The sequence below is a fragment of the Amycolatopsis sp. NBC_00438 genome (genome assembly GCF_036026695.1).
GTDB lineage: Bacteria > Actinomycetota > Actinomycetes > Mycobacteriales > Pseudonocardiaceae > Amycolatopsis.
Window position 1 is genome coordinate 7,960,836 of record NZ_CP107923.1, and the last position, 23,590, is coordinate 7,984,425.

22 protein-coding genes and 1 tRNA gene are annotated in these 23,590 nt (G+C 70.3%); 3 read left to right on the forward strand and 20 right to left on the reverse strand.

The annotated features are described in order from the left end of the window. Nucleotide 1: 1 nt before the first annotated feature. The 15 genes from OG494_RS36285 to OG494_RS36355 form a co-directional block, all read right to left on the reverse strand. Nucleotides 2-1,045 carry a DUF4328 domain-containing protein gene (locus OG494_RS36285; RefSeq protein WP_328446471.1) on the reverse strand — a complete coding sequence of 348 codons (1,044 nt, stop codon included), beginning with the start codon at nt 1,043-1,045 and terminating at the stop codon, nt 2-4. Nucleotides 1,046-1,047: 2 nt separating this feature from the next. After that, complete coding sequence (locus OG494_RS36290) at nt 1,048-1,407, reverse strand: rhodanese-like domain-containing protein (RefSeq protein ID WP_323325508.1); 360 nt, start codon at nt 1,405-1,407, stop codon at nt 1,048-1,050. 177 nt (nt 1,408-1,584) lie between these two features. Next, nucleotides 1,585-3,213, reverse strand: a complete 1,629-nt coding sequence (locus OG494_RS36295; RefSeq protein WP_328446473.1) for a solute symporter family protein — start codon at nt 3,211-3,213, stop codon at nt 1,585-1,587. Further along, nucleotides 3,210-3,560 carry a DUF485 domain-containing protein gene (locus OG494_RS36300; RefSeq protein ID WP_328446474.1) on the reverse strand — a complete coding sequence of 117 codons (351 nt, stop codon included), beginning with the start codon at nt 3,558-3,560 and terminating at the stop codon, nt 3,210-3,212. Before OG494_RS36300 ends, OG494_RS36295 begins: the two co-directional genes overlap by 4 nt. Nucleotides 3,561-3,766: 206 nt before the next feature. After that, the gene (locus OG494_RS36305; RefSeq protein ID WP_328446475.1) at nt 3,767-5,557 is read right to left on the reverse strand and encodes a sodium/solute symporter; all 1,791 of its coding nucleotides are present in this window, start codon (nt 5,555-5,557) and stop codon (nt 3,767-3,769) included. 30 nt (nt 5,558-5,587) lie between these two features. Continuing rightward, the gene (locus OG494_RS36310) at nt 5,588-6,115 is read right to left on the reverse strand and encodes a hypothetical protein (protein WP_328446477.1); all 528 of its coding nucleotides are present in this window, start codon (nt 6,113-6,115) and stop codon (nt 5,588-5,590) included. Nucleotides 6,116-6,128: 13 nt separating this feature from the next. Beyond that, nucleotides 6,129-6,965 carry a LytR/AlgR family response regulator transcription factor gene (locus OG494_RS36315; RefSeq protein ID WP_328446479.1) on the reverse strand — a complete coding sequence of 279 codons (837 nt, stop codon included), beginning with the start codon at nt 6,963-6,965 and terminating at the stop codon, nt 6,129-6,131. A gap of 89 nt (nt 6,966-7,054) precedes the next feature. Continuing rightward, nucleotides 7,055-8,467 (reverse strand): glycoside hydrolase family 16 protein, encoded by a 1,413-nt coding sequence (locus tag OG494_RS36320; protein ID WP_328446481.1) that lies wholly within the window; start codon nt 8,465-8,467, stop codon nt 7,055-7,057. A 118-nt stretch (nt 8,468-8,585) separates the two neighbouring features. Next, complete coding sequence (locus OG494_RS36325) at nt 8,586-9,698, reverse strand: TetR/AcrR family transcriptional regulator (protein WP_328446483.1); 1,113 nt, start codon at nt 9,696-9,698, stop codon at nt 8,586-8,588. 1 nt (nt 9,699) lies between these two features. Beyond that, entirely contained in the window at nt 9,700-11,298 is a 1,599-nt protein-coding gene (locus tag OG494_RS36330; protein ID WP_328459130.1) for a long-chain-fatty-acid--CoA ligase, read from the reverse strand. A 52-nt stretch (nt 11,299-11,350) separates the two neighbouring features. Continuing rightward, nucleotides 11,351-12,196: a S49 family peptidase gene (locus OG494_RS36335; protein ID WP_328446485.1), complete on the reverse strand. Its 846-nt coding sequence runs from the start codon at nt 12,194-12,196 to the stop codon at nt 11,351-11,353. Nucleotides 12,197-12,215: 19 nt separating this feature from the next. Beyond that, nucleotides 12,216-13,532, reverse strand: a complete 1,317-nt coding sequence (locus OG494_RS36340; RefSeq protein ID WP_328446488.1) for a histidine kinase — start codon at nt 13,530-13,532, stop codon at nt 12,216-12,218. Nucleotides 13,533-13,832: 300 nt separating this feature from the next. After that, nucleotides 13,833-14,693, reverse strand: a complete 861-nt coding sequence (locus OG494_RS36345) for an Fpg/Nei family DNA glycosylase (protein WP_328446490.1) — start codon at nt 14,691-14,693, stop codon at nt 13,833-13,835. A gap of 39 nt (nt 14,694-14,732) precedes the next feature. Next, nucleotides 14,733-15,173 (reverse strand): DUF983 domain-containing protein, encoded by a 441-nt coding sequence (locus tag OG494_RS36350; protein ID WP_328446492.1) that lies wholly within the window; start codon nt 15,171-15,173, stop codon nt 14,733-14,735. A gap of 113 nt (nt 15,174-15,286) precedes the next feature. After that, nucleotides 15,287-16,867: a sigma-70 family RNA polymerase sigma factor gene (locus OG494_RS36355; protein WP_328446493.1), complete on the reverse strand. Its 1,581-nt coding sequence runs from the start codon at nt 16,865-16,867 to the stop codon at nt 15,287-15,289. A 198-nt stretch (nt 16,868-17,065) separates the two neighbouring features. Between OG494_RS36355 and OG494_RS36360 the strand changes: the two genes are divergently transcribed. From OG494_RS36360 to OG494_RS36370, 3 genes are all read left to right on the forward strand, one after another. Beyond that, nucleotides 17,066-17,138, forward strand: a tRNA-Gly gene (locus OG494_RS36360). A 381-nt stretch (nt 17,139-17,519) separates the two neighbouring features. Then, on the forward strand, nt 17,520-18,104 hold the full coding sequence (locus OG494_RS36365; protein WP_328446494.1) for a lytic polysaccharide monooxygenase auxiliary activity family 9 protein: 585 nt from the start codon (nt 17,520-17,522) through the stop codon (nt 18,102-18,104). Between the two features lie 101 nt (nt 18,105-18,205). Beyond that, nucleotides 18,206-19,672 (forward strand): phosphocholine-specific phospholipase C, encoded by a 1,467-nt coding sequence (locus OG494_RS36370; RefSeq protein ID WP_328446496.1) that lies wholly within the window; start codon nt 18,206-18,208, stop codon nt 19,670-19,672. A 44-nt stretch (nt 19,673-19,716) separates the two neighbouring features. On the opposite strand, the gene OG494_RS36375 is transcribed toward OG494_RS36370, so the two are convergent. From OG494_RS36375 to OG494_RS36395, 5 genes are all read right to left on the reverse strand, one after another. Next, nucleotides 19,717-20,013, reverse strand: coding sequence for a YiaA/YiaB family inner membrane protein (locus tag OG494_RS36375; protein WP_328446498.1), 297 nt, complete (start codon nt 20,011-20,013; stop codon nt 19,717-19,719). A gap of 69 nt (nt 20,014-20,082) precedes the next feature. Next, a complete protein-coding gene (locus OG494_RS36380) occupies nt 20,083-20,484 on the reverse strand; it encodes an immunity 7 family protein (protein WP_328446500.1) in 402 nt (133 codons plus the stop codon). A 42-nt stretch (nt 20,485-20,526) separates the two neighbouring features. Further along, nucleotides 20,527-21,066, reverse strand: a complete 540-nt coding sequence (locus tag OG494_RS36385; protein WP_328446502.1) for a DUF2716 domain-containing protein — start codon at nt 21,064-21,066, stop codon at nt 20,527-20,529. A gap of 204 nt (nt 21,067-21,270) precedes the next feature. Beyond that, entirely contained in the window at nt 21,271-22,746 is a 1,476-nt protein-coding gene (locus OG494_RS36390) for a serine/threonine-protein kinase (RefSeq protein ID WP_328446504.1), read from the reverse strand. A gap of 131 nt (nt 22,747-22,877) precedes the next feature. Beyond that, complete coding sequence (locus tag OG494_RS36395) at nt 22,878-23,501, reverse strand: hypothetical protein (RefSeq protein WP_442874328.1); 624 nt, start codon at nt 23,499-23,501, stop codon at nt 22,878-22,880. Between the last annotated feature and the right edge of the window lie 89 nt (nt 23,502-23,590).

A 23,590-nucleotide genomic window follows, 5' to 3' on the forward strand; every position in this document is an offset into this window, starting at 1 on the left:
GCTAGCGGACCGCGCCGGCCGGGCGCTGGGGCCGCAGCTCGGGCTCGGGCGCGCCGTCGACCTTCAGCACGCGCAGCTCGCGCACACCCATCGCGTCCGACGGCGCCAGCAACGCCGTGAACCGCCGCACGACCAGCGCCGTCACCACCGCGAGCGCGGCCGCGGCCAGGTCGGTCAGCGCGACCAGGACGACGCTGTCCGCCATCGACTGCACGTCGGTCCGGAAGCGCCAGACGATCGTCACGCCCAGCATGACCCAGTTCAGCAGCCAGGCGCCCCACCAGACGACCACCTGGCGGGACGGCTTCGGGCGGACGTCACGCGGGCGCCCCAGCACCGCGTGTTCCAGCTCGCCGACGATCGACAGCGCCATCGGCAGGTTCGCGAGCGGCACCAGGATGCCGACCAGCACCTGCAACACCGGGCGCGGCGGGTCGTCGCCCGAGGCGTCCGCGGCCGCGTGCCGGGCGACCAGCAGCCACCAGACGGACAGCCCCGCCGGCAGCAGCGCGAGGATCGACGCGAGCAGACCCGCGGTGAGCACGAACCCGTCGGAGAACGCGACGACCGAGCGGGACAGCGCGGCTTCGCGGCCCTGGACGAGCAGCACGTACCGCCAGACCTCGGCGCCGGCGGCGACCACCGCGAGCACGGAGAACGCGAAGAGGATGCCGACCAGGCTGCGGCTGAGCACCCGCACCCGGTCGATCGGGCGGACGGCGTCGGACGCCGTGCCCGGGACCGACGTCGGACGGCGCCAGACCAGGTTCGGGAAGCCCCAGCGCGGCGGCACCGGGTAGGACGGCGGGCCGTAGTAGCGCTCGGGGGCCACCGCGCGCCGACGCGGCCACGCGCCGGGCGGCGGGGTCGCCACCCAGCGCAGCTTCGGCCGGTGGACCGGACGGCGGTGATAGGGGTACGGCTCCGGTTGCGCGGCCAGCGCGCGGCCGTGCAGCTGCTGCGCGTTCGGCGGCGGCGCGGCCGGGCGCGGCCAGTACCCGGGTGGGTACGGCTGCTGACCCGCCGGAGGCTGACCCGGGTGCAAGGCTAGATCACTTCGGGATCGATGCCGGGGTGCTCGCCGACCATCGGCCGCCCTTCGCGGTGCCACGCGCCCATGCCGCCGGCGACGTTCACCGCGTCCCAGCCGCTCTGGTTCAGCCACGCTGTCGCGCGGGCGGACCGGCCGCCGCTGCGGCAGATCACGTGGATCGGCTGGTCGTCGGGCAGGTCGGTCAGCTCGCCGACGCGGGCCGGGAGCTCCCCCATCGGGATGTGCACGGCGCCGGGCGCGTGCCCGGCGGCCCACTCGTCGTCCTCGCGGACGTCGAGCAGTACGAGGCCGTCTTGGGGCAGGTCGCGGACCTCGGCGGTCGGCAGTTCAGCAGGGCTCACCACGTTGACCATGCTGCCACGTCGGGGCGTTGCCCGCGTGTGAGGTGTGCGTACGAACGGTCCGTTCGCGACGGAAGGGACGCGAACGGGGGCGTTCCTATCTGAATCGGCACGGCAGAAAATTGGGAGGTCGACACGGCGAAGGGGCCTTCCGCACGCCAGTGCGGAAGGCCCCTTCGTGAGGTGGAGCTAGTGCGAGACGGCTTTTTCGGCGCCCGCGCCCGTCAGGGCCCGGACCTCCATCTCGGCGTACTTCTTCTTGTTGTGTTCCTTCGACAGGACGGTGCCCAGCCAGCCGAGGAAGAACGCGATCGGGATCGAGAACAGGCCCGGGTTGTCGAGCGGGAACCAGTGGAAGTCGACGCCCTGGATCATCGACGCGCTCTTGCCCGTCTTGGCGTCCACCGGCTTCCCGGAGACCGCCGGCGAGAACACGATCAGCACGATCGTCACGACCAGCCCGCCGTAGATCGACCACAGCGCGCCCTGGGTGTTGAACCGCTTCCAGAACAGCGAGTAGAGGATCGTCGGCAGGTTCGCCGACGCCGCCACCGCGAACGCCAGCGCCACGAGGAACGCGACGTTCTGCGTCTTCGCCAGGATGCCGCCGAGGATCGCGAGCGCGCCGATCACCAGCGCGGTGATCCGGGCGACCCGGACCTCGCCGCCCGTGGAGACCGCGCCCTTCTTGATCACGTTGGCGTAGACGTCGTGCGCGAACGACGCCGACGCCGTGATCGTCAGGCCGGCCACCACCGCGAGGATCGTGGCGAACGCGACCGCGGAGATGAACCCGAGCAGCACCGGGCCGCCCAGTTCCAGCGCCAGCAGCGGCGCCGCGGAGTTCGTCGTGCCGGGAGCCTTCGCGATCTTCTCCGGCCCGACGATCGCGCCCGCGCCGTAGCCCAGCACCAGCGTGAACAGGTAGAAGATGCCGATCAGCACGATGGCCCAGACCACCGAGCGCCGCGCGTCCTTGGCCGTGGGGACGGTGTAGAAGCGCATCAGGACGTGCGGCAGGCCCGCGGTGCCCAGCACCAGCGCGACGCCGAGCGACAGGAAGTCCAGCTTGGTCGTGCCGTTCTTGCCGTACTGCTTGCCCGGGTCGAGCAACGCCGCACCGCCCTTGCCGCCCTTGTCGACGGCGGCCTGGAACAGGTCGGACAGGTTGAAGCCGTACTTCCCCAGCACCCACAACGTCATCGCGAACGCGCCGATGATCAGCAGCGCGGCCTTGATGATCTGCACCCAGGTGGTGCCCTTCATGCCGCCGATCAAGACGTACAGGATCATGATCACGCCGACCACGGCGATCACCAGGTCCTGCCCGAGCTCGCTGTCGATGCCGAGCAGCAAGTTGACCAGACCACCCGCGCCCGCCATCTGCGCGAGCAGGTAGAAGAACGAGACGGCCAGCGTCGAGACGGCCGCCGCGGCACGCACCGGACGTTGTTTCATCCGGAACGCGAGCACGTCGCCCATCGTGAACTTGCCGGTGTTGCGCAGCAGTTCCGCGACCAGCAGCAGCGCGACGAGCCAAGCGACCAGGAAGCCGATCGAATAGAGGAAACCGTCGTAGCCGTTGACCGCGATCGCGCCCGCGATGCCGAGGAACGACGCCGCCGAAAGATAGTCACCGGAAATCGCGATGCCGTTCTGCGGGCCGGTGAACGCTCGCCCGGCGGCGTAGTAGTCGGACGCCGTCTTGGTGTTGCGGCTGGCCCGGAACACGATCACCAGCGTGATCGCGACGAAGACCAGGAAGATGATGATGTTGAGGGTGGAGTTGGAACCCTCCACGCCCGCGGCGAGGTTCATCGGCCGGGCTCTCCTTCGATGCTCGCGCGGATCTTGTCGGCCACCGGGTCGAGCTTCCGGTTGGCGTAGCGCACATACAGCCCGGTGATGACGAACGTCGACACGAACTGCAGCAGGCCGAAGACCAGCCCGACCGTGATGTTGCCGAACAACTTCGTGCTCATGAACGCGTGCGCGTAGTCGGCGAGCAGGACGTAGAGCAGGTACCAGAGCAGGAACAACGCCGTCATCGGGAACACGAAGACGCGCAACCTCCGGCGCAGGCCGGTGAACTCGGGGCTTTCCTGGATCCTCTCCCAATCTGTCTGCGACTCGGCGCCACCGACATCTTCCTCGGTGCTGCTCACAGAGGACCTCCACCTTTCCCGTTTTTTCGTACTGTCCGTACTGTTTGAAGCCAACGGACCGTAAAGAGTTAACGGCGTAGTTGGTAAGCCCCCAATCGGGCGCTTGACCTTGCGTAGAAATTCCGCTTGGGATTCGCGTGGGATGTCCGTTTAGCGGACGGGTGATCACTCGATCGGGTAATGCGTTCTCACGGCGAGTCAGCGAATTACTTGCGGTGCCGTCCCCGACCGGCGACCCGGGTCTTCTCTTCGGCTTGACCGAATCGGGCGACAGCGCGGTCGTGCATGAAGCCGAGCGGGTCCGGAGCGTGTAGGCGCAGCATGATGTCGTGCACGTGGTCCGGCCGGCCGTACCCGGTCACCCGGCTGACCAGATACGTCGTGACGAACGCGACCGGCACCGTGATCAACGCCGGCTGGGTGGCGAACCACGGCGCCCAGCCCCCGGTGTACCCGCTGACGATGTTGACGATCAGCGCGGCCAGCACCAGCCCGCCGCCGACGAACATCCCGGCCAGCGCACCCGGCCAGGACAGCTTGCGCCACCAGATGCCCAGCACCAGCAACGGGCTGAAAGTTGACGCCGCGAGCGCGAACGTCATCCCCACCGACAGCGAGAGGTCCTCCGGCCGCAGCGCGACGGCCAGCCCGATCGGGAACAGCGCGACCAGCACCGTCGCCACGCGGAAGTCCCGCACCCGGCCGGGCAGCAGGTCGGTCGACACCACCCCGGCGACGCTCACCAGCAGACCGGACGTGCTGGACAGGAACGCCGCGAACGCGCCGGCCGCGGTGACCGCGCCGAGGATCTGACCACCGATGCCCGGCAGCATCGCCGAGGGCAACCGCAGGATCGCCGCGTCCGTCTTGCCGGTGACCAGCAGTTCCGGCACGTACATCCGGGACAACGCGCCCAGCAGCGTCGGGAACAGGTAGAACAGGCCGAGCAGCAGCAGGACGTGCACCGTGGTGCGGCGCGCGGCCTTGCCGTCGGGGTTGGTGTAGAAGCGGACCAGCACGTGCGGCAGGCCCATGGTGCCCAGGAACGTCGCGAAGATCAGCGAGTACGTCTGGAGCAGGTCGGTCAGGCTGCCCGAGCCCGGGTGCAGCCAGTCCCCGTTGTCGGCGACGGAGTCGGTGACCACCGGCACCGGCGTGCCGGCCAGGAACTTCAGCTTGGTGCCCTCGGACACCGTGTGCGGCGCCAGCGGGGTCCAGTGCGTCGGCCCGGCGGCCGGGCCGTTGTCCGTGCGGCCGTACGCGTAGAGGAACGTGTCCGAGGTGACGTGCAGGGTGACGTCGGTCTGGACGTCCACTGTGGTGTCGGTGGTGAACACCGGCGGCGCGGGCGTGCCGAGCGGGCGGAAGCCGTCCGGGCCGCCACCGGAGAAGAACACCATGCACAGCACGAACGCGGGCACCGAGATCGCGAACAGCTTGAGCCAGTACTGGAACGCCTGGACGACGGTGATCGCGCGCATGCCGCCGGCGATCACGTTAAACGCCACCAGGACCATCACGACGACCGCGCCCGCCCAGGCCGGCACCGGCAGGATCGTCGCGAGCGTCAGCCCGGCGCCCTGCAGCTGCGGGACCATGTAGAGGATCCCGATGAACACGACGAACGCCGTGGAGAACCGGCGCAGGCCGATCGAGCCGAGCCGCATCTCCAGGAAGTCCGGCAGCGTGTACGCGCCGGAGCGCCGCAGCGGCGCGGCGACGAAGAGCATCAGCGCGAGGTAGCCCGCGGTGAAGCCGATCGGGAACCACAGCGCGTCGGCGCCCTCCTTGAGCACGATCCCGGCGATGCCGAGGAACGACGCCGCGGACAGGTACTCACCGGAGATGGCGGCGGCGTTGCGCCGCGACCGCACGGTGCGCCGCGCGACCAGGAAGTCGTGGGTGCTCGTGGCCGACCGCGACGAGCGGTGCCCGAGGTAGAACGTCGCCACGGCGACCAGCACGATGCCGGTCAACGCCCACGGGTTCAGCTGCACGGAGGAATCCTCGCACGAGGAGGCGCGAAACTAGTTTTCGATCATGTCCACGAAGGCGCGCTCGTTGCGCTCGGCCAGCCGGTTGTACCAGAGGCCGACGCCGAACAGGAACGGGAACGGCAGCACGCCGAGGATCAGCCAGGCCACCGGGATACCGGCCAGGGTCAGCCGGGAGAAGCCGGGGAGCAGGTAGAACAGCACCGGCAGCGAGCCGAACACGACGACGACCAGCAGGGACAGCAGCAACGCCGTCCGCAGCTGCACCTTCACCAGGTGATCCCGGACGAGCAGCTTCCCCCAGCTGGTCTGTTCCTCCAGCTCGACGCGGGCCCTCAGGGTGCCGGAGGCGCCGCGCCGCGGGTCGTTGAGGATCACGCGTTCGCGCTTGGGTTTCGCGTGGTGTTCCGGCTTCGGCGGCTCGTCCGCCGGGGCCGGGGGCAGCGGTTCGACGACGGCGCGCTCGGTCGGCTGCGGCAACGGCCGCTGCGGCCGCCGGCCGAGGGTCGGATCGGGCTCGCGCACACCGTTCGCGCGGCGGTCGTAGAAGTCTTCGGTCATGACCGGTCCCGGCTCAGCCGTTCCGGCCCGAACCGACCAGCCGGTCCTTCAGCGCGCGAGTGTGACGCCGGCTCACCGGCAGCACCTTCTCCTCGTTGCCGATCACGACCTGGTAGCCGCCCTGGCCCATCCGCAGCTCGGTGATCAGCGGCAGGGCGACCAGGAACGACCGGTGGATCCGGACGAAGCCGGCCTTCTCCCAGCGCTCCTCGAGCTGCGCCAGCGGGATGCGGACCAGGTGGCTGCCTTCGGTGGTGAACAACCGCGCGTAGTCGCCCTGGGCCTCGACCCAGCGGACCGAGGAGCGCGGGATGAGCTTGGTGGTGCCGGCCAGCTCGACCGGGATGACCTCGTCGTCGTTCTTCACGCCGGGCTCGCCGCCGGCCGCGCCGGGGGCCGGCGCCGCGGCCGAGGCCAGCTTTTCGATGACACGCAGGATCGCGCGGTCGAGGCGATCCTGCTGGTACGGCTTGAGCACGTAGTCCAGGGCGCCGAGGTCGAAGGCGTTGACGGCCTCTTCGGCGTGCCCGGTGACGAACACCAGCGCGGGCGAGGGCCGCAACGCCGCGAACACGCGGGACATCTCCATCCCGGACAATCCGGGCATGTCGATGTCCGCGAAGACGGCGTCGACGATCGGCAGGCCACGCTCCTTGCGGTCGCGTAGTCTCGGGTCGTCGGTCGACAGGAGCCGAAGGGCCTCCGACGCGTCGATCGCCGGGAACACCTTCGCCACGTGCGGGCTGTTGGTCAGGCAGTGGACGAGTTCGTCCAGACCTCGAGGCTCGTCGTCCACAGCCAGGACCACGAGCTTCCGGGTGTCATCGTGAGCACTCACAGTGAAACGCATCCTGCCCATTGCCGAGTGCAATGTCCAGCCCCCGTCCGCCTGAAGTGAGAGACCCGCGGGCGACAGCGCCGCCCGCGGGTCCCTCGTAATCAATGCACGAAGGTGAACCAGTTGAGGTTCACGAAGTCGGCGGGCTGGCCGCTCGTGAACGTCAGGTACACGTTGTGCACGCCCGTCACGGCGCTGGTGTTCGCCGGCACCGTCCGCCAGGTCTGCCAACCGCCCGTGCTGCCGACAGCGAAGCTCCCGATCGGCGCGTTGGACAAGCTGTCCAGCCGGACTTCCACCAATCCGCTGACCCCGTTCGAGGCACCGGACGCCACGCGCGCCTGGAAGTTCGTCGCCGCACTGCTGCCGAAGTCAACGCTCGGGTAGAGCGCCCAGTCGCCGTTGCCCGCCGGGCCGATGTTCTGGCCGCCGCCGGTGTCGGTGGTTGTCTGCTTGGCCAGGCCGTTCTGCTGGGTGTACGACTCGGCCTGGATGGTGCTGTACGCGCTGCTCCCGCCGGACGGCGGAGTCGTCGTGGTCGGCGGCGTCGTCGGGGTGGTCGTGCCGCCCCCGCCGGAGCCGCGGGTGCTCACCGTGACGTAGTCGACGACCATCGGGTGCCCCGGCACGATCCCCGCGCCCGGCGTCGTGGTGCCGGAGTTGTTGTTGGGGAACGCGCCGCCGATGGCGACGTTCAGCAGCACGAAGTAGCCGGCGTGGCCGGTCATGTTGGCCCAGGTCGTGGAGTCGACCTGGTTCTGGCTGACCGAGTGGAACTGCTGCCCGTCGACGAACCAGCGGAACACCTGCGGGCTGACGCTCGCGTCCCATTCGAAGCGGTAGGTGTGGAAGCCGGCCTGGCAGGTCGCGCCCGGGCAGGCCCGGTTGTTGACGATGCCGGTGGTCTCGTTGCACGGGCCGCCGGGGTTGACGCCGCAGTGCATGACGCCCCAGACGGAGTTGATCCCGTTGACGTTCTCCATGATGTCGAACTCGCCGATGGCGGGCCAGTTCCACCAGTTGCCGCGGTAAGGCCCGCCGAGTGCCCAGAAGGCCGGCCAGTAGCCGAGCGCGGCGGCGCCGGAGACGTTCGGCATCTGGATGCGGCTCTCGATCCGCATCACCCCGCCCGCCGGCGGCTTGAAGTCGGCGCGCTGGGTTTCGATCCGCGCCGACGTCCAGTTGCCCGCGCCGTCGCGCAACGGCGTGATGCGGAGGTTGCCGGAGCCGTCGAGGGCGAGGTTGGACGTGCTCGACGTGTAGTTCTGGATCTCGCCGGTGCCCCAGTTGCCGGGGCCGCCGGGGTAGGCGTGGCCGGTGTCGATGATCCAGTTCGAGCCCGACGGCAAAGCGCCGGAGCCGCCGGTGAAGTCGTCGGCGAACACCGTCGTCCAGCCGGAGTCGGGCGGCGGGATGGACGCCGACGCGGGCAAAGTCAGCGGGATGGCGATGAGCGCGGCGCCGGCCAGGGCACCGAGGGCCAACCGTCTTGAGGTGCGGGAGAGGTGGGGCATCGGGGACGACCTCCTCGTCGATCCGGATTTGTTGCGGGTCACAACAAAGCCCGTTGACGAGGAGACCTCCCGGAGCTCGGTGATCGCCAGAGGCGTTACGAAGCAAGAGTGATACAGGTCACAAAGTATGCCCCGAAGTACCCGAATCGGACAGTCCGAGCAAGGCCGACCCGATGACGTGGACGGCGTCCTCGGCTCCCGGCAGCGCGCGCAGGTGCGGCGTCCGGGCGACGTCGTTGACCACCGTAAGCGCAGCCTGGACGCGCACGCGTGCCAAGTCCGGGTGGACGTCGCGCAGCAGCCGGACCCAGGCCTCGACGTACTCGCGCTGAGTGCGGCGCAGCTCGTGCCGCTCGGGTTCCGGCAGCAGCCCGACCTCGGTGATCAGCAGGTCGACGACGTCATGGTGGGCCAACGAGTATCCCGCGTACGACCGCAGCAGCTCGGACAGCGACGCCGTCCGCAAGCCCTCGCCGAGCGCGTCGGCCCCGGTACGCAGGGCCGTCAGCAGCAGCTCGGCCTTGCTGCCGAAGTGGTGGTAGACGCTCGGCCCGGCGATCCCGGCCGCCGCGCCGACCTCCTCGATGGCCACGCTGTGGAAGCCGCGCTCGGCGAAGAGCCGGGTCGCGGTCGTCAGCAGCAGTTCCCGCCGGGACGCGGGCTCGACGACCGGCTCCGGTGCTCGTTCGCCCAGGTCCGGGAGCCGGACGTCGGCGACCGCGCCGGCCAGCGACGTCATCAGCTCGTCGTAGGCCGGGCGCGGCAGGCCGACGCGCTGGAACGAGACGCTGACCAGCACCGCGAGCACCGACCAGGCCAGCAGCCCGGCCTGATCGGCGGTCAGCTCCCGGCGCCGGTCCCGCAGCTGCCCGGTGAGCTGCCCCGCCAGCCGCCGCAAGGGCTCGCCGACGCGGTGCCGCTCGGCCGGTTCGAGGTGGCGGGACTCGCGCTGCCACAGGACCCCGACGTCCCGCCGGTCGAGCGCGCCGGCCGCCAGGTCGGCGAAGCCGGTGACGGCGAGCGCGGTCAACGCGTCTTCGACCACCGCGGCGAGCAGCTCCTGCTTGCCGCGGAAGTGCCGGTACAGCGCCGACGGGCCGATCGCGACGGCGTCGGCGATGTCGCCCATCGCGACGTGCGGGTAGCCGCGGCGGACGAACAGCCCGGCGGCCGCGGCCACGATCAGCGCGCGGCGGTTGCGCGGCCGGGTGCCGCGAGCGGGTGCGGACAACTCAGTGGACCCCGCGGTCGCCGTCGGTCCAGTGGCGCTTGCGCAGCTCGCGCTTGAGGATCTTGCCCGCGCCGGACATCGGGAGCGCGTCGGTGAACTCGAACGTGCGCGGCACTTTGTAGCCCGCGATCGCTTCGCGGCAGAAGCCGCGCAGCTCGTCACCCGTCGCGTCCCGGCCGTCCAGCAGCACGACGACGGCATGCACCCGCTCGCCCCACTGCTCGTCCGGCACGCCGATCACCGCGCACGCGGCCACCGACGGGTGCCGCGCGAGCGCGTTCTCCACCTCGGCCGAGTACACGTTCTCGCCGCCGGACACGATCATGTCCTTGATCCGGTCGACGACGAAGACGTACCCGCGCTCGTCCATGTAGCCGCCGTCGCCGGTGTGCATCCAGCCGCCGCGCAACGCGGTCGCCGTCTCCTCGGGACGGTTCCAGTAGCCGAGCATCACGTGGTCGCCGCGGCAGACGATCTCGCCTACGCTGCCGCGCGGAACCTCGACGTCGTCGGCGTCGACGATCCGGACCTCGGCGTGCGGCGCCGCGCGACCGGCGGCCCGGCGCAGCGCGGGGTCGTCGTGGTCCTCCGACGACAGCAGCGTCGCGACCGGCGACAGCTCCGTCATGCCGTACGCCTGCACAAAACCCGCGCCGGGGAAGACTTTGCGCGCGCGGTCGAGCACGGCTTCGGAGATCGGCGAGGCGCCGTAGACGACGTGGTTCATCGAAGTCAGGTCGTACTCGGTGACGCCGGGGTGGTCGACGAGCAGCTGGATCATCGTCGGCACCAGCAGGGTGTCCGTGACGCCGCGGCCGCTGATCGCCTCGAGCACGCCGACCGGGGTGAACATCGGGACGATCACATGCGTGGCGCCGACGAGCTGCCCGGCCGCCCAGGCCGCGCCGTCGGCCAGGTGGAACATCGGCGCGGCGTGCAGCAGCTTGCCGCGGGCGGTGAGGAACCGGCCGGTGGCGAGGCTGCCCAGCGCCGACGTCAGCAGGTTGCGGTGGCTGAGCATGACGCCCTTGGGCGTGCCCGTGGTGCCGCCGGTGTAGTAGACGCCGAGCAGGTCGTCCCCGCCGCGGCGGGCGTCGTCGACCGGATCGGCGCCGGCGACGAGGTCTTCGTAACCCAGCATCCCGCCGGGCGTCGGCGTCTCTCCGATGTGGACGACCGTGGTCACGCCGGCTTCGCGCAGCTTCGGCACCATCGGGACGAAGGCGTCGTCGACGAGCAGCACGCGCGTGTCGGATTCGGTGAGCGAGTAGGCGATCTCCGCCGGGCTCCAGCGGATGTTGATCGGGTTGAGCACGGCGTTCGCCCACGGCGTCGCGAGGAGGTACTCGTGGTAGCGGTCGGAGTTGAGGGCGAGGATGCCGACACGGTCACCGGCGCCGACGCCGAGTTCCTTGAGCGCCCCGGCGAACCGGGCGACCCGGCCGGCGACCTCGCCGACGGTCCGCACCCGGTCGCCGAACTCGGTCATCGGCCGGTCGGGTCCCTGCTGCACGGCCTGGTGGAGGGTCTGCGTGAGGTGCATCCGCCGCTCCTTTGCGGTCCGGTTGCCTAGCGCTGATTCACATAGCCTAACCGCGATTCACTTAGAAGGCCAGACCTCGACGGCGACAAGGCCGTCGAGGAGGAGAGGGTCAGAGGCCGAAGCGGGACCAGGCGGCCTTCTGCGTCACGGCGTCGAGCACCGCGGAGGCGGCGGCCGGAGCACCGATGCCGAGGCGGGCCAGGAGCGGCCGCTTCGGTTCGGCGACCGAGATGTCGGCGTCCGGATAGCGCTCGGTGATGATCTGGCGGAGGCTGCCGAGGCCGTCGATCAGGCCCAGCTCCGCGGCCTTCGCGCCGAGCCAGACGTCACCGGTGAAGAGGTCCTCGGTGTCGGTCAGCCGGTCGCCGCGGCGGTCCTTCACCCAGGTCACGAACAGGTCGTGGAGCTGGGTGTGCATCTTCTTCAGCCACTCGACGTCTTCGGCCTTTTCCGGCGAGAACGGGTCGAGCCGCGACTTGTTCGCGCCCGCCGTGTGCAGCCGGCGTTCGATGCCGAAGCGCTCCAGCAGCCCGGTGAAGCCGAAGCCGCCGCTGATGACGCCGATCGAGCCGACCATCGACGTCCGGTGCGCGTAGATCTCGTCGGCCGCGCAGGCCAGCCAGTACCCGCCGGAGGCGGCGACGTCCTCGCAGAACGCCAGGACGGGCACGCCCTTCTCGTCGGCCAGCTGCCGGATCCGCTCGGCGACCAGGCCGGACTGCGTCGGCGCGCCGCCCGGCGAGTTGATCAGCAACGCGACGGCCTTGAGCCGCTCGTGGCCGAACGCCCGGGTCAGCGCGGACTCGACCGCGTTCAGGTTGATCGCGCCCCTGGCCAGCGGGGACGGCGACGGCGTGATCACCCCGTGCAGCTTCACCACGGCCACGACGTCCTTGCGCTCGACCCGGTCGGCGAGACCCGGGATCCGCGAAGCCAGCTTGTCCGTAACGCTCATGACGCCAGGCTAGCCGGATTCAGCCCATGGGGAGGATGCCGGACCGGGTGCCGTTGACGCCGTTCGCCTCGGCGCTGTTGAGCTGCGACGGACCGCCCTGCGACGGGACGTCGGCATCGGCGTCCGAGCTGTAGTCCGGCATGTTGGGCCGGACGCCGGGGACGAACTTGGGCACCCGCAGCGTCACCTTCATGCCGGCGCCGGGTGCGGTCTCGACCATCACCGCGTAGTCGTTGCCGAAGACCTGCTGCATGCGCTGGCTGATGTTGCCGAGCCCGACGTGCGCGCCGGTGCTGTGCGCGTTCTTGACGTCCTTCAGCCGCCGCGGATCCATGCCGATGCCGTCGTCCTCGACGCTGATCAGCGCCTCGGTGCCGTAGTCCTGCGCGATGACCGTGACGCAGCCGCCGCTGGGCTTGCTGGCCAGGCCGTGCTTGACGGCGTTCTCCACCAGCGGCTGGATGATCAGGAACGGCACGACGACGCTGAGCACCTCGGGCGCGATCTTCATCCGGACCTCGAGCCGGCCGCCGAAGCGGGCGTTCTCGATGGTCAGGTAGCGGTCGATGTTGCGCAGCTCCTCGGCGAGCGAGGTGAACATGCCCGACGAGCGGAACGAATAGCGCGTGAAGTCGGCGAAGTCCTGAAGCAGCTCTCGCGCCTCTTCGGGGTCCGTGCGGATCAGCGCGGAGATCGTGTTCAGCGCGTTGTAGACGAAGTGCGGCGAGATCTGCGCGCGCAGCGCCTTGATCTCGGCCTGCTGCAGCTGCTGCTTCGACTCGTCGAGCCGGGACAGCTCGAACTGCGTGCAGACGAACTGGGCGACGGCGTCGGCCATCTGCACCAGCCGGCCGCGGGTCCGGCCGACGACGATCAGCGCCGCCTCGGTCTCGCCCTCCACCAGCAGCGGCACGATCACGGCGGTCTTCATCCGGCAGGTGCCGCGGTGGTTGCAGGGCATCCGGTCGTGCGCGACGACCTCACGGCGGTGCTTGCGGATGGCCGCGCTGATCGCGTCCACGAGGTCGACGTAGTGCTCGTTCGCCTCGCCGTCCCACGACAGCAGCGTGCCTTCGCTGTCGGTGATGCCGACGGCGACGCAGTCGAGCATCTGCAGCAGCTGCGTGGTGATCTTGTCGGCGGCGTCCTCGTCCAGGCCCGAACGGAGGTTCGGCGCGGCTTTCGACATCCGGTGGACCGCCTGCAGCATGGCGTCCTCGACGACGCTGGCCGGCTTCCGCTGCTTGAACAGCAGCACGATCACCACGATGCCGAGCAGCACCGCGAGACCCCACGGGACGATCTGCGCAAGCGGAAACCCGGACACGGCGTCCATGCTCTGCGCTCGACCAACCGGGTGCAAGGCCTGATCCCACTTTCTGTTCAAACGTGACGACCGAGGGTGGGGATGACCCTACTAAGAGTCGGGTGGTGGCCCCCATGGTCACAGTCAGCAACGCGCGGGAAGCTTGTGCTGTTCCGCCGATCCCGGGGAAATCGGCAGGAAGGGCGTGGTTTCGGGGACCGCGACCGAGGGGTGCCGGTGTGGGGACCGGCGACGGCGGAGCACCTGCCGCCGAATGGGGGAATCCGGTGCGTGACGTCGTGACCACGCGTGTCACGCACCGGGTCGGCGCTACTTCAGCAGCCGGGACATCCGGCGATCGGCCAGCGGCTTGCCGCCGGTCTGGCAGGTCGGGCAGTACTGGAACGACTTGTCGGCGAAGGAGATCTCGCGGATCGTGTCGCCGCAGACCGGGCACGGCAGCCCGGTGCGGGCGTGCACCCGCAGCCCCGACCGCTTCTCGCCCTTCAGCCGCGCCGCCTTCTGGCCGACCGAGCGCTCGACGGCGTCGGCCTCGATCTCGTGGATCGCCTCGGCGAGGACTTCCAGCGCGCCTTCGTCGAGCTTGCCGATCGTGGCGTACGGCGAGAGCTTCGCGCGGTGCATGATCTCGTCGGAATAGGCGTTGCCGATGCCGGCGATCAGCGACTGGTCGGTCAGCGCCCACTTCAGCCTGGTGTTCTTCCCGGCGAACAGCTCCCGCAGCTGGGTGGCGTCCAGCGCCAGCGCGTCCGGGCCGAGGCGGGCGACGCTCGAAATCTCCTGCGGGTCCTTGACGATCCACACCGCGAGGCCCTTCTTCGTGCCGGCCTCGGTCAGGTCGAACCCCGGCCCGGTCGCCGACTCGAGGTGCACCCGCAGCGAGATCGGGCCCTTGCCCGGCTTGAGCGGCGTCGCGGACAGCCCGTCCGACCAGCGCAGCCAGCCCGCGCGGGCCAGGTGGATGACCAGGTGCAGGTCGCCGGCGACGAGGTCGAGGTGCTTGCCGTGCCGGGTCGCGTGGGTGATCTCGCGGCCGTGCAGGTCGGTCCACGGCGGGGTCGCCGTCTTCAGCACGCTCAGCGATGCGACATCGATCCGGAAGATCGTCCGACCGACCGCGTTCTCACGCAGGTAGTGGGCCAGCGCTTCGACCTCGGGTAACTCGGGCATGCCCTCAGTCTCACCCTTTCGGCCGAAATCCGGTACCGGCTACTCGACCGGGTGCAGCGGCCCGTCGAAGTCCGGCAGCGAGTGGCGCTGGATGGTCTTGGAGATCTTCTTGACCTCACCCTGCACGGTGAACATGCCGCGGATGGTGCCGACCCAGCGCTCGGACGGCCGGTCGCCGGTCATGTCGCCCTCGGTCTCCGCGACGACCGTCCACGGCCGGCGCAGGATCCACCGCAGGGGGAAGAACAGCATCACCAGCAGCAGCGCGAGCAGCACCCACGCCGGCACGCTGACCTGGTCCGGGGTCCACACGACGAGGATCACGGCCAGCAGCACGGTCACCACGATCATCGCGATGCCCGGACCGTACGTGCCCGCGACGTCGTGTTCGAAGTCGTCGGCCGTGGCCGGTGCCCGCCATTCCATCTGGGCACGGACCACCCAGTCGCGGCCGTCTTCGCCGCGCACCAGCCGGTTCATTCAGTAGCCTCCCGGGCCGCCCGCAGGGTGAGCGTCACCACGGTACCGTGCGCGGCCTCGCCCGCGCGAGGGCGGAATCGGACATCCCGCCACGCGGAGTTGATCACCGCTGTTCAGGAGCCCGCCGACGCGGTCGCCGTCGAATCCGGTGATTCGCCCGAATCGGTGACTTCCGAGGTGCTGCTCGGGCACGGCTTGCCCGAAGTCGGCGTCACCGTCGTGGACGGCTCGGCCGACGGGTCCGTGGCCGCGGAGTCGTCGCCGGACGGCTCGGGCTTGGTGGTCTCGGTCGGCGAACCCGTCGGGCGGCCGGTCGGCGACAGCTCGGGCGCGTCGGCGCTCTCCGGCACGTCGGGGTCACTCGACTCGGTGATGGTCAGGTCCGGGCTCGGCGTCTCCGTGTCGAGCCGCGGCAACGTCGAGGAGTGGTCGGGGGTACTGAACGTCGACGGGGCTTCCTCATCGTCCCGCGGAGCGAGCCCGCCGGTCCCGTTCCCGGTGTCGCCGGCGGAGGTGGTGGTGCCCGCCGGGACGTCGCCGCTCGGCACGCTCGGCACCTCGTTCGCGCCGAGCTGGTTCCCACCACCGCGGGACGCCCGGCCCGGGATGGCGATCCCGGTGCCGCGGCCGTTGAGCACACCGATGCCGATCCGCGGGTCCTGCTGCGGCTGGGGCGGCGGCTGGTGGTGCGCCCCGCTCGGCGGCACGACCACGAGCTCCGGCGCGCCGCCGGTCAGCCCGACGTCCTGCACCGGCGCCGAGCCGAACAGCACCGGCCCGGCGGCAACGCCGACCGCACCCACGGCCGCGGTCGACGCCAGCGCGAGCCCGATCTTGACCTTCGAGCCGACCAGGACACCCTTGACGGTGGCGCCGATCCCGGCCAGCACCCCGCTGCCGCCGACCGCGGCCCCAGCGGCCGGCACCAGCAGCACCAGCACACCGGCGTGAGCGCGCAGCGACGAGCAGACGTCGCGCAGTTCGTCCTGGGTGGCGCGGCACGACGGGCAGCCGTGCAGGTGCGCCTTGATCCGCTCGGCCTCGGCCCCGGTGATACTGCCCGCGGTGAACCCGCCGAGCTTCTCGACGACCGCGCGGCAGGAGTCCGGCCCGCGGTTCACCGAAAGGTGGGCCTGCAGGTAGGCCGCGCGCAGCCCCTGGCGGGCCCGGCGGGCCAGCGCCGCGGTGGCGTTCGCGCTCAACCCGAAGTGGGTGGCGACCATGGAAGGCTGCTCACCCTCGACCTCGGTCTGCCACAGCACGGTCCGCCAGCGCTCGGGCAGGCTGGTGAACGCGGTGGTGATCAGCGTGTGCTCGGCCGTGCGGGCGTGCGTGTCCGCGCCGGCACCGGCGCGGAAGGTCAGCTCGTCGTCGGAGACCGGGACGTCGCGGCGCGCGCCGTGCCACTCCCAGGACACCCGGCGGGCAACGGTCAGCAGGTAGGCGCGGACGTAGTCCCGGGGACCGGAGCCGCGGCGCAGCGCCTGCAGCACGCGGAAGAACGTCTCCGCGGTGATGTCCTCGGCCTCGGACCGGTCGGACGCCAGGCTCTGCGCGAGTCTCCGGACGGCGGCGGCGTGCAGCTCGAACAGCTCCCCGAACGCGGCGTCCTCGCCGTTTCGAAGTCGATGCAGCAGTGCCTGCTCGTCGGATTCCGAGGCCGCTGGTGGCGGCACCGTGCCCAGCTCGGTCATCCGGCCCGGCACCTCCTCCCCGAAGGTCTCCCCACTCGGTCGAATGGGGACACCATACGGAGGGAATCAGCCGTCGTCACCCCTTGTACGCCAGCTGTGACACCGAAGCACCGGGTCAGGGCACTGGGGGACCCGCTCATCGGAGCAGTCTGGCGAGGGTATAGAGTTCTTCTCACAGCAGCCGCAAGGACGCTGTACGCGGATGTAGCGCAGCTGGTAGCGCATCACCTTGCCAAGGTGAGGGTCGCGGGTTCGAATCCCGTCATCCGCTCAGGTTCCGAAGGGCCTGTGTCGACAGAAAGCGTCGACACAGGCCCTTCGCCGTTTCACCCGGGGGGCCGAGCCCCCCGGACCCCCCACGGTGCCTTTCTTGGACTTCCGGGGCTGCCGCTGCCTCTCGGTGCTCGCCTAGCGCTGGTTCTCTCCGCGCTTGCCTGGTGCTGGTTCTCTTCGCGCTTGCCTGGTGCTGGTTCTCTCTGTGCTTGCCTGTGCTTTTCTCGGTGTTCCGGTGGGTGCTACTCCTTGCGTCTTTCGGTCCATTGTCTGGACCGATGGCACCAGCCTCGCGGTGGTGAAGTTGGGCCGGGCGGTGGTCTGAACCATTGACGTGAATTCTTCACACTTCTGGGGTACCTGTTGTGAGAGGAGTCACATGGTCAAGAAGCTCGTCCTCGCCGTCGCAGCCGCTCTCGCCCTTCCGCTCCTGTTCACCGGTGTCGCCTGGGGCCACGGCTACACCACCACCCCGCCCAGCCGGGCGTACAAGTGCAGCACCGGCGCCGTGACCGGCTGCGGCGCCATCCAGTACGAACCGCAGAGCACCGAAGGCCCGAAGAACTTCCCCAGCGGTGGGCCCGCCGACGGGAAGCTCTGCTCCGCCGGCGTCTCACGCTTCGCCGAACTCGACGACCAGCGCGGTGGCACCTGGCCGGCCACCAAGCTCACCAGCGGCGCGACCTACACGTTCAAGTGGACGCTGACCGCGGCCCACTCGACGACGTCGTTCCGCTACTTCGTCACCAGGAACGGCTGGAACCCCTCGGCGCCGCTCACCCGGGCGCAGCTGGACACCACGCCGTTCCTGACCGTGCCCTTCAACGGCCAGCGACCCGGCACCACGGTGTCGCACAGCGGCAAGCTGCCGGCCGGCAAGAGCGGGCGGCACATGATCCTCGCCGTCTGGGACATCGCCGACACGGCCAACGCGTTCTACCAGTGCTCGGACGTTACTTTCTGACCTGGTTCGTGCTGGTTCGGCCACGGTTTTCACTTCGTGTTCCGCTCGCGTTCCCGGTTGCCACCTTTTCGGGTGACAACCGGGAAACGAAGGTGTCAGCCATGACCGAACTGACTCGTCGCCGTCTTCTCGGATCTGCCGCCGGGGTCGCCGCCACCGCGGCCGCGGCCACCCTGATGCCCCCGAACGTCCAGCGCGCGCTCGCCCAGGGCGCCCCCAAGCACGGCTCGCTGAAGGACATCGAGCACGTCGTGCTGCTGATGCAGGAAAACCGCTCGTTCGACCACTACTTCGGCACGCTGTCCGGCGTCCGCGGGTTCGGCGACCCGCACGCCGCGCGGCTGCCAGACGGCAAACCGGTCTTCTACCAGCCGGACGCCGAGAACCCGGCGGGTTACGCGCTGCCGTTCCACCTCGACACGCACGCGACCAACGCGCAGAAGATCCCGTCGACGTCGCACGCGTGGCAGGTCCAGCACGACGCCTGGAACGGCGGCAAGATGGACAGCTGGCTGCCGGCGCACCGCAAGGCCGACGGCAAGAACGGCCCGTACGTGATGGGTTACCACACCCGCGCGGACCTGCCGTTCCAGTTCGCGCTGGCCGAGGCGTTCACCATCTGCGACAGCTACCACTGCTCGGTGTTCGGCCCGACCTGGCCGAACCGGATGATGTGGATGACCGGCACGATCGACCCGGACGGCGAGCACGGCGGCCCGATCCTCGACAACAAGGCGCCGGCCGGCGGCTACACCTGGACGACCTACGCGGAGCGGCTGCAGGCGGCCGGCGTCAGCTGGAAGGTGTACGAGCAGACCGACACCTACGGTTGCAACATGCTGGAGAACTTCGCGAACTTCAAGAACGCGCCGGCCGACTCGCCCCTGGCGGTCAACGGCCTCACGCACCGGCCCGAGGGCCAGTTCGAGTACGACGCGCGCAACGACAAGCTGCCGACGGTCTCGTGGATCATCTGCACCTCGACGGCGTCGGAGCACCCGCAGTACACGCCGGCCGAGGGCGCGGCGTTCGTCGCGTCGAAGATCGACGCGATCGCCGCCAACCCGGAAGTTTGGGCCAAGACCGTCTTCATCCTCAACTACGACGAGAACGACGGCCTCTTCGACCACGTCGTCCCGCCGACGCCGCCCGCGGGCACGCCGGGCGAGTTCGTCACCAAGACGTCCCCCGGCGGCACCCCGGGCAACGGCCTCCCGGTCGGCGCCGGCTACCGCGTCCCGGCCATCGTGATCTCGCCGTGGACCGCGGGCGGCTGGGTGTGCAGCGAGAACTTCGACCACACGTCGACGCTGCGGTTCCTGGAGAAGGTGACGGGCGTGGCGGAGCCGAACATCTCGCAGTGGCGCCGGCGCACCTTCGGGGACATGACGTCGGCGTTCCGCTTCGACGACCACAAGTCCGAGCCGCCGGTGCTGCCGGACACGTCGGGCCCGCTGACGCTGTCGCGGTACGAAGCGGCGAACCTGCCGGCGCCGACGTTCCCGGGCACCGGCCAGAAGCCGCCGAAGCAGGAGCCGGGCGGGCGGCCGCGGGTGCCGCGCCACTGAGGTCCTGGACGGCCACCCTCTTTCGCGAGGGTGGCCGTTTCCCGTCACACGGTCGTTTTGTAGGGATCGTGCTCGGCGAGCAGCTTGTCGAGCCGGGCCTGGTCGACGCGGGAGACGACGGAGGTCTCGTCCTGTCTGTCCCGCACGCACTTGGCGAGCGTGAACGCCGAGGTGACCAGGTAGAGCATGCCGAGGGCGAGAAAGCCGCGGACCCAGCCGTTCACCGGCAGGTACACGATCCCGGCGGTGACGGCGGCCAGGGCGAGCCCGAAGGAGAGGGCGGCCTGCGCGTAGAACGCGGTGGTGGTGGGTGACGCTGCGGAAGAACCGGACTTGGTCATGTGACCACGGTCTCGCCGCGGACCCACGGGTGTCTTGAGCAGTACTACTCAGCCGGCATTGCGATGCGGCTACAGCTCGTAGACGTCCAGGACCGTCGGGGCCACCGGTGTGAGGTGCGGGTCTTCGCGCTCCGTTACCTGGCCTCGGGCCATGCGGTAGACGCGGAAGTCGTTGTCGTGCTCGGTGTCCTGGTCGTCCCAGACGTAGAGCAGGCCGTACGAGCCCGCGGCCAGCTCGCCGACCCTGGTGAACATCTCCAGGAGGTCGGGGGCCAGCTCGCCGCCGTGTTTGTCGAAGCCGCCGAAGTGGAGCATCGGCATGCCCGCGCTCCAGCGGAGGTCGACCAGGTCGAAGTCGCCCGCGTCGCGGATGGCGCGATGCACGCGGTCGACCAGGCGCTCCAGGAGCGCCGCGTCGTCATCGCCGCTCGCGGTCGCCTGGATGGTCACCCAGCCGTGGTATTCGAACACCGGCACAACGGTAGCAAGAGATCAACCAGCGCAGATGCCGGGCTAGCGGGCCAGCGCGGACGGCTTCCCGTCGCGGCGCAGGACGTTGCCCAGCACGCCTTCGCCGAGGCGCTCGAACGCCGACACCAGGGGCTCGCCGAACACGCAGAGCGTGCGCTCCCACGGATGGCCGAGGGTGCCGAACGAGAAGTCCCGGGCCAGGAACAGGTGGTAGTCCGCGCGCGGGAACACCGGCACCGGCCAGCGGGCGCCTTCGGTCACCAGGTGCGGGCGGACGCGGTAGGACTGGTGCTGCCAGTGCAGCGCCCACAGCCAGTCGTCCGGGCCGCAGACCTCGCGGAACGCGGCCAGCGCGATGGACGCGACCTGGCGCTCGTCCACCGCGTACGGGCCGAGGCGGAACTCCGCCGACGCGCGGTCGAGGTCGCCGGGTGAAAGGTCCCAGGTGCGCGACGGCACGGGCTCGCGGAAGCCGGGCCAGGCGTGGGCGTAGGTGCTCGGCAAGAAGGCCAGCTTGTCGTACACCCAGTACCAGGCGGGCTCGTCGGCGACGCGGGAGACGGCTTCCCAGGCAGCATTCACTTTTTCGACCTCTGACTTGGCCAGGCACGAAAGAACACGCGAAAGCTTCGTGTTCGCTCTCCGGTTTGTCCAGTCCTCGTCCGCTCATCGCGAACTGTGTCACTCGACCGGGTGGGTTCTGTCAGGTTGTCACCATAGGGGTCATCTTCGTGCACGGGGCCTTCGTCCGCGACGGCGAGCAGTGGTGGCGGACGTCCTGCCGGCTCAGCCGACGACGTAGCCCAGCAGGAACTCCTTCTTCTTGCCCTCGCAGCCGGCGTCGAGCGAGTCGAAGTGGCTCGCGCCCGCGTCGCAGCGGTAGAGCGCCCGTGAACCGGACCAGGTCGGCGGGTCGGCGTAGACGTAGCCGAGCAGGCCGAGCGCCTGCTGGCCCTCGCACTTGCCGCTCTGGTCGGGCGAGGTGAACCAGTCCTTCTTGTCCTTCACCTTGCAGGCGAACAGCTTCCGGGTGCCCGGCTCGGCCGTCGCGACGAGCGAACCGAAGGCGCCTTCCTTGCTGAAGCCGGCCGGCGGGCCGACCTTCTTCGTCCCGCTGAAGTGGCCGCCGTCCGGGTGGTGGAAGCGGATCAGCGGCACCTTCACCGGATCCGGTTTACCCGCGGTCGACGACGGCGCGCCGGAACTCCGGGACGGCGTGGGTTTCTTGCTGCTGCTGTGCTTCGTGGTCGCCGGCGTCGCGGAAGACGTCGGCGTGGGGCCCGGCGCGCCCGCGGCCACCGGCGTCGTGCTGTCCGGCTTCAGGAGGAAGATCGCGCCGAGCGCGGCGATCACCGCGACCGCCACGCCGGTCAGCACCAACGGCAGCCGCCGTTTCCGGTCCGCGGTGGCCGGCACCGCCTGGAAGGCGGTCGTCGGCAGGTCGGCCGGATCCACGGCTCGTGTCCGCGTGCCGGTGCGCGCGGCTTCCAGCAGCCGCCGCGTGCCGGCCGCGTCCAGCCGGTCCGAAACGGACTGCGTGAGCAGCCCGCGCACGGCGTCGGCGAGCGGGCCGCGGCAACGTTCGAGCACCGGCTGGTCGTACATGATCGCGTGCAGCGTCGCGGCCGTCGTCGTGCGCTGGAACGGCGCCCGGCCTTCGGCGGCGTGGAACAGCGTCACGCCCAGCGACCAGAGGTCGGACGCGGGTGACGGCCCGGCGCCGGCGAACAGCTCGGGCGGCATGTACCCCGGCGAGCCCATCACGCCGCCGGTCTGGGTCAGGCCCGGGTCGTCCATCGCCCGCGCGATGCCGAAGTCGGCGAGCTTCACGCGGTCGCCGGGCAGCACCATGATGTTGCTGGGCTTGACGTCCCGGTGCACGATCCCGGCCGTGTGCGCGCTTTCCAGCGCGCTCAGCACCTGCAGGCCGAGCGCGGCGACGCGGTCGTTCGCCAGGTACCCCTCCCGGCCCACGAGGTCGGCGAGCGTCGGCGCGATCACCAGCTCCATCACGATGAACGTGGCGCCGTGTTCGCTGACGACGTCGTAGACCGTGACGACGCCGGAATGGGTCAGCCGCGCGGCCGTGCGGGCTTCGCGCAGGACGCGCTCGAGGTGCACCGGCGAGGCGCCCGGCGGCGTGGCCAGCTCCTTCAACGCCACCGGCCGCCCGAGGAACTGGTCCTCGCCGCGCCAGACGACGCCCATCCCGCCCCGGCCCAGTTCGGCCGAGATCGCGTACCTGCCCGCGACAAGTCTCATTCGTCGCCCCCCCCTGAGCTCGGGGCGATGCTGTCATATCCGGGGCTTCGCCCCGGCCGGGGGCTCCGCCACCCGGACCCCCGAAAGACGCGTGCCAGGGAGGCGCCGAGCAAACCCGGCGCCTCCCTGGCTCAGGCGACGTCCCAGAGCGTCAGGAACGCCGAGGCCTCACTGCGGGCCCAGGGCCGCAGCCGTTCGCGGTCGCGTGGGGTCAACTGGAACTCCTTCGCCCGGCGGACGTCGATCACCAGCGCCTCGCCGCCCGGCAGGATGTCCGGCATCGCCTGCTCCAGCACCCACAGCGCGAGCTGGGCCGACGACTTGGTCAGGGTTTCCTCCTTGAAGTACAGCCAGGTCGCGTAGCGCCGGCCGTTGCTCTTGCAGAGCCCCAGCTGCGGGCTGACGCCGATCTCGAGGTCACCCAGCCGGCACCGGCCGCGGCCGACCTCGATCAGCCGGGGCGACCTGCGGCCGAGGTAGCGCAGCCAGCCCTCGGCGATCGCGCTGTAGTGCGGCTTCGTCCGTTCGTCCGCCGCGTTGACCAGCGCCCGCAGCGCCACCTCGTCCTGGTTCGCCGCGCGTCCCGACCGCACGGCGTTGGCCGCCCGCCGGTAGTAGTTGAACGCGGCCCGCGCCGGGTCCTCGTACAACCGCCGCTGGCGCCGCACGAACGACGACCGCGACGGACCGGAACTGGCGCTGTAGCCCACGAATGTGGGCAGGGTGATGTAGGCCATGGCCCTGCCTTCCTCCATCACACCACCCGCGGTTGCGAGCGGCATCTCCCTGTACAACGCCAATTTTAGAACATATGTACGACAGTTTCGGGGTCCTGACGGGTGAC

What these genes read in the sequence shown, in the direction of transcription:
- OG494_RS36290 (WP_323325508.1), bottom strand. Translation starts at nt 1,407, where the DNA reads ATGGTCAACGTGGTGAGCCCTGCTGAACTGCCGACCGCCGAGGTCCGC.
- OG494_RS36295 (WP_328446473.1), bottom strand. Translation starts at nt 3,213, where the DNA reads ATGAACCTCGCCGCGGGCGTGGAGGGTTCCAACTCCACCCTCAACATC.
- OG494_RS36310 (WP_328446477.1), bottom strand. Translation starts at nt 6,115, where the DNA reads ATGACCGAAGACTTCTACGACCGCCGCGCGAACGGTGTGCGCGAGCCC.
- OG494_RS36315 (WP_328446479.1), bottom strand. Translation starts at nt 6,965, where the DNA reads ATGCGTTTCACTGTGAGTGCTCACGATGACACCCGGAAGCTCGTGGTC.
- OG494_RS36320 (WP_328446481.1), bottom strand. Translation starts at nt 8,467, where the DNA reads ATGCCCCACCTCTCCCGCACCTCAAGACGGTTGGCCCTCGGTGCCCTG.
- OG494_RS36335 (WP_328446485.1), bottom strand. Translation starts at nt 12,196, where the DNA reads ATGAGCGTTACGGACAAGCTGGCTTCGCGGATCCCGGGTCTCGCCGAC.
- OG494_RS36340 (WP_328446488.1), bottom strand. Translation starts at nt 13,532, where the DNA reads ATGGACGCCGTGTCCGGGTTTCCGCTTGCGCAGATCGTCCCGTGGGGT.
- OG494_RS36345 (WP_328446490.1), bottom strand. Translation starts at nt 14,693, where the DNA reads ATGCCCGAGTTACCCGAGGTCGAAGCGCTGGCCCACTACCTGCGTGAG.
- OG494_RS36350 (WP_328446492.1), bottom strand. Translation starts at nt 15,173, where the DNA reads ATGAACCGGCTGGTGCGCGGCGAAGACGGCCGCGACTGGGTGGTCCGT.
- OG494_RS36355 (WP_328446493.1), bottom strand. Translation starts at nt 16,867, where the DNA reads ATGACCGAGCTGGGCACGGTGCCGCCACCAGCGGCCTCGGAATCCGAC.
- OG494_RS36365 (WP_328446494.1), top strand. Translation starts at nt 17,520, where the DNA reads ATGGTCAAGAAGCTCGTCCTCGCCGTCGCAGCCGCTCTCGCCCTTCCG.
- OG494_RS36370 (WP_328446496.1), top strand. Translation starts at nt 18,206, where the DNA reads ATGACCGAACTGACTCGTCGCCGTCTTCTCGGATCTGCCGCCGGGGTC.
- OG494_RS36375 (WP_328446498.1), bottom strand. Translation starts at nt 20,013, where the DNA reads ATGACCAAGTCCGGTTCTTCCGCAGCGTCACCCACCACCACCGCGTTC.
- OG494_RS36390 (WP_328446504.1), bottom strand. Translation starts at nt 22,746, where the DNA reads ATGAGACTTGTCGCGGGCAGGTACGCGATCTCGGCCGAACTGGGCCGG.
- OG494_RS36395 (WP_442874328.1), bottom strand. Translation starts at nt 23,501, where the DNA reads ATGGAGGAAGGCAGGGCCATGGCCTACATCACCCTGCCCACATTCGTG.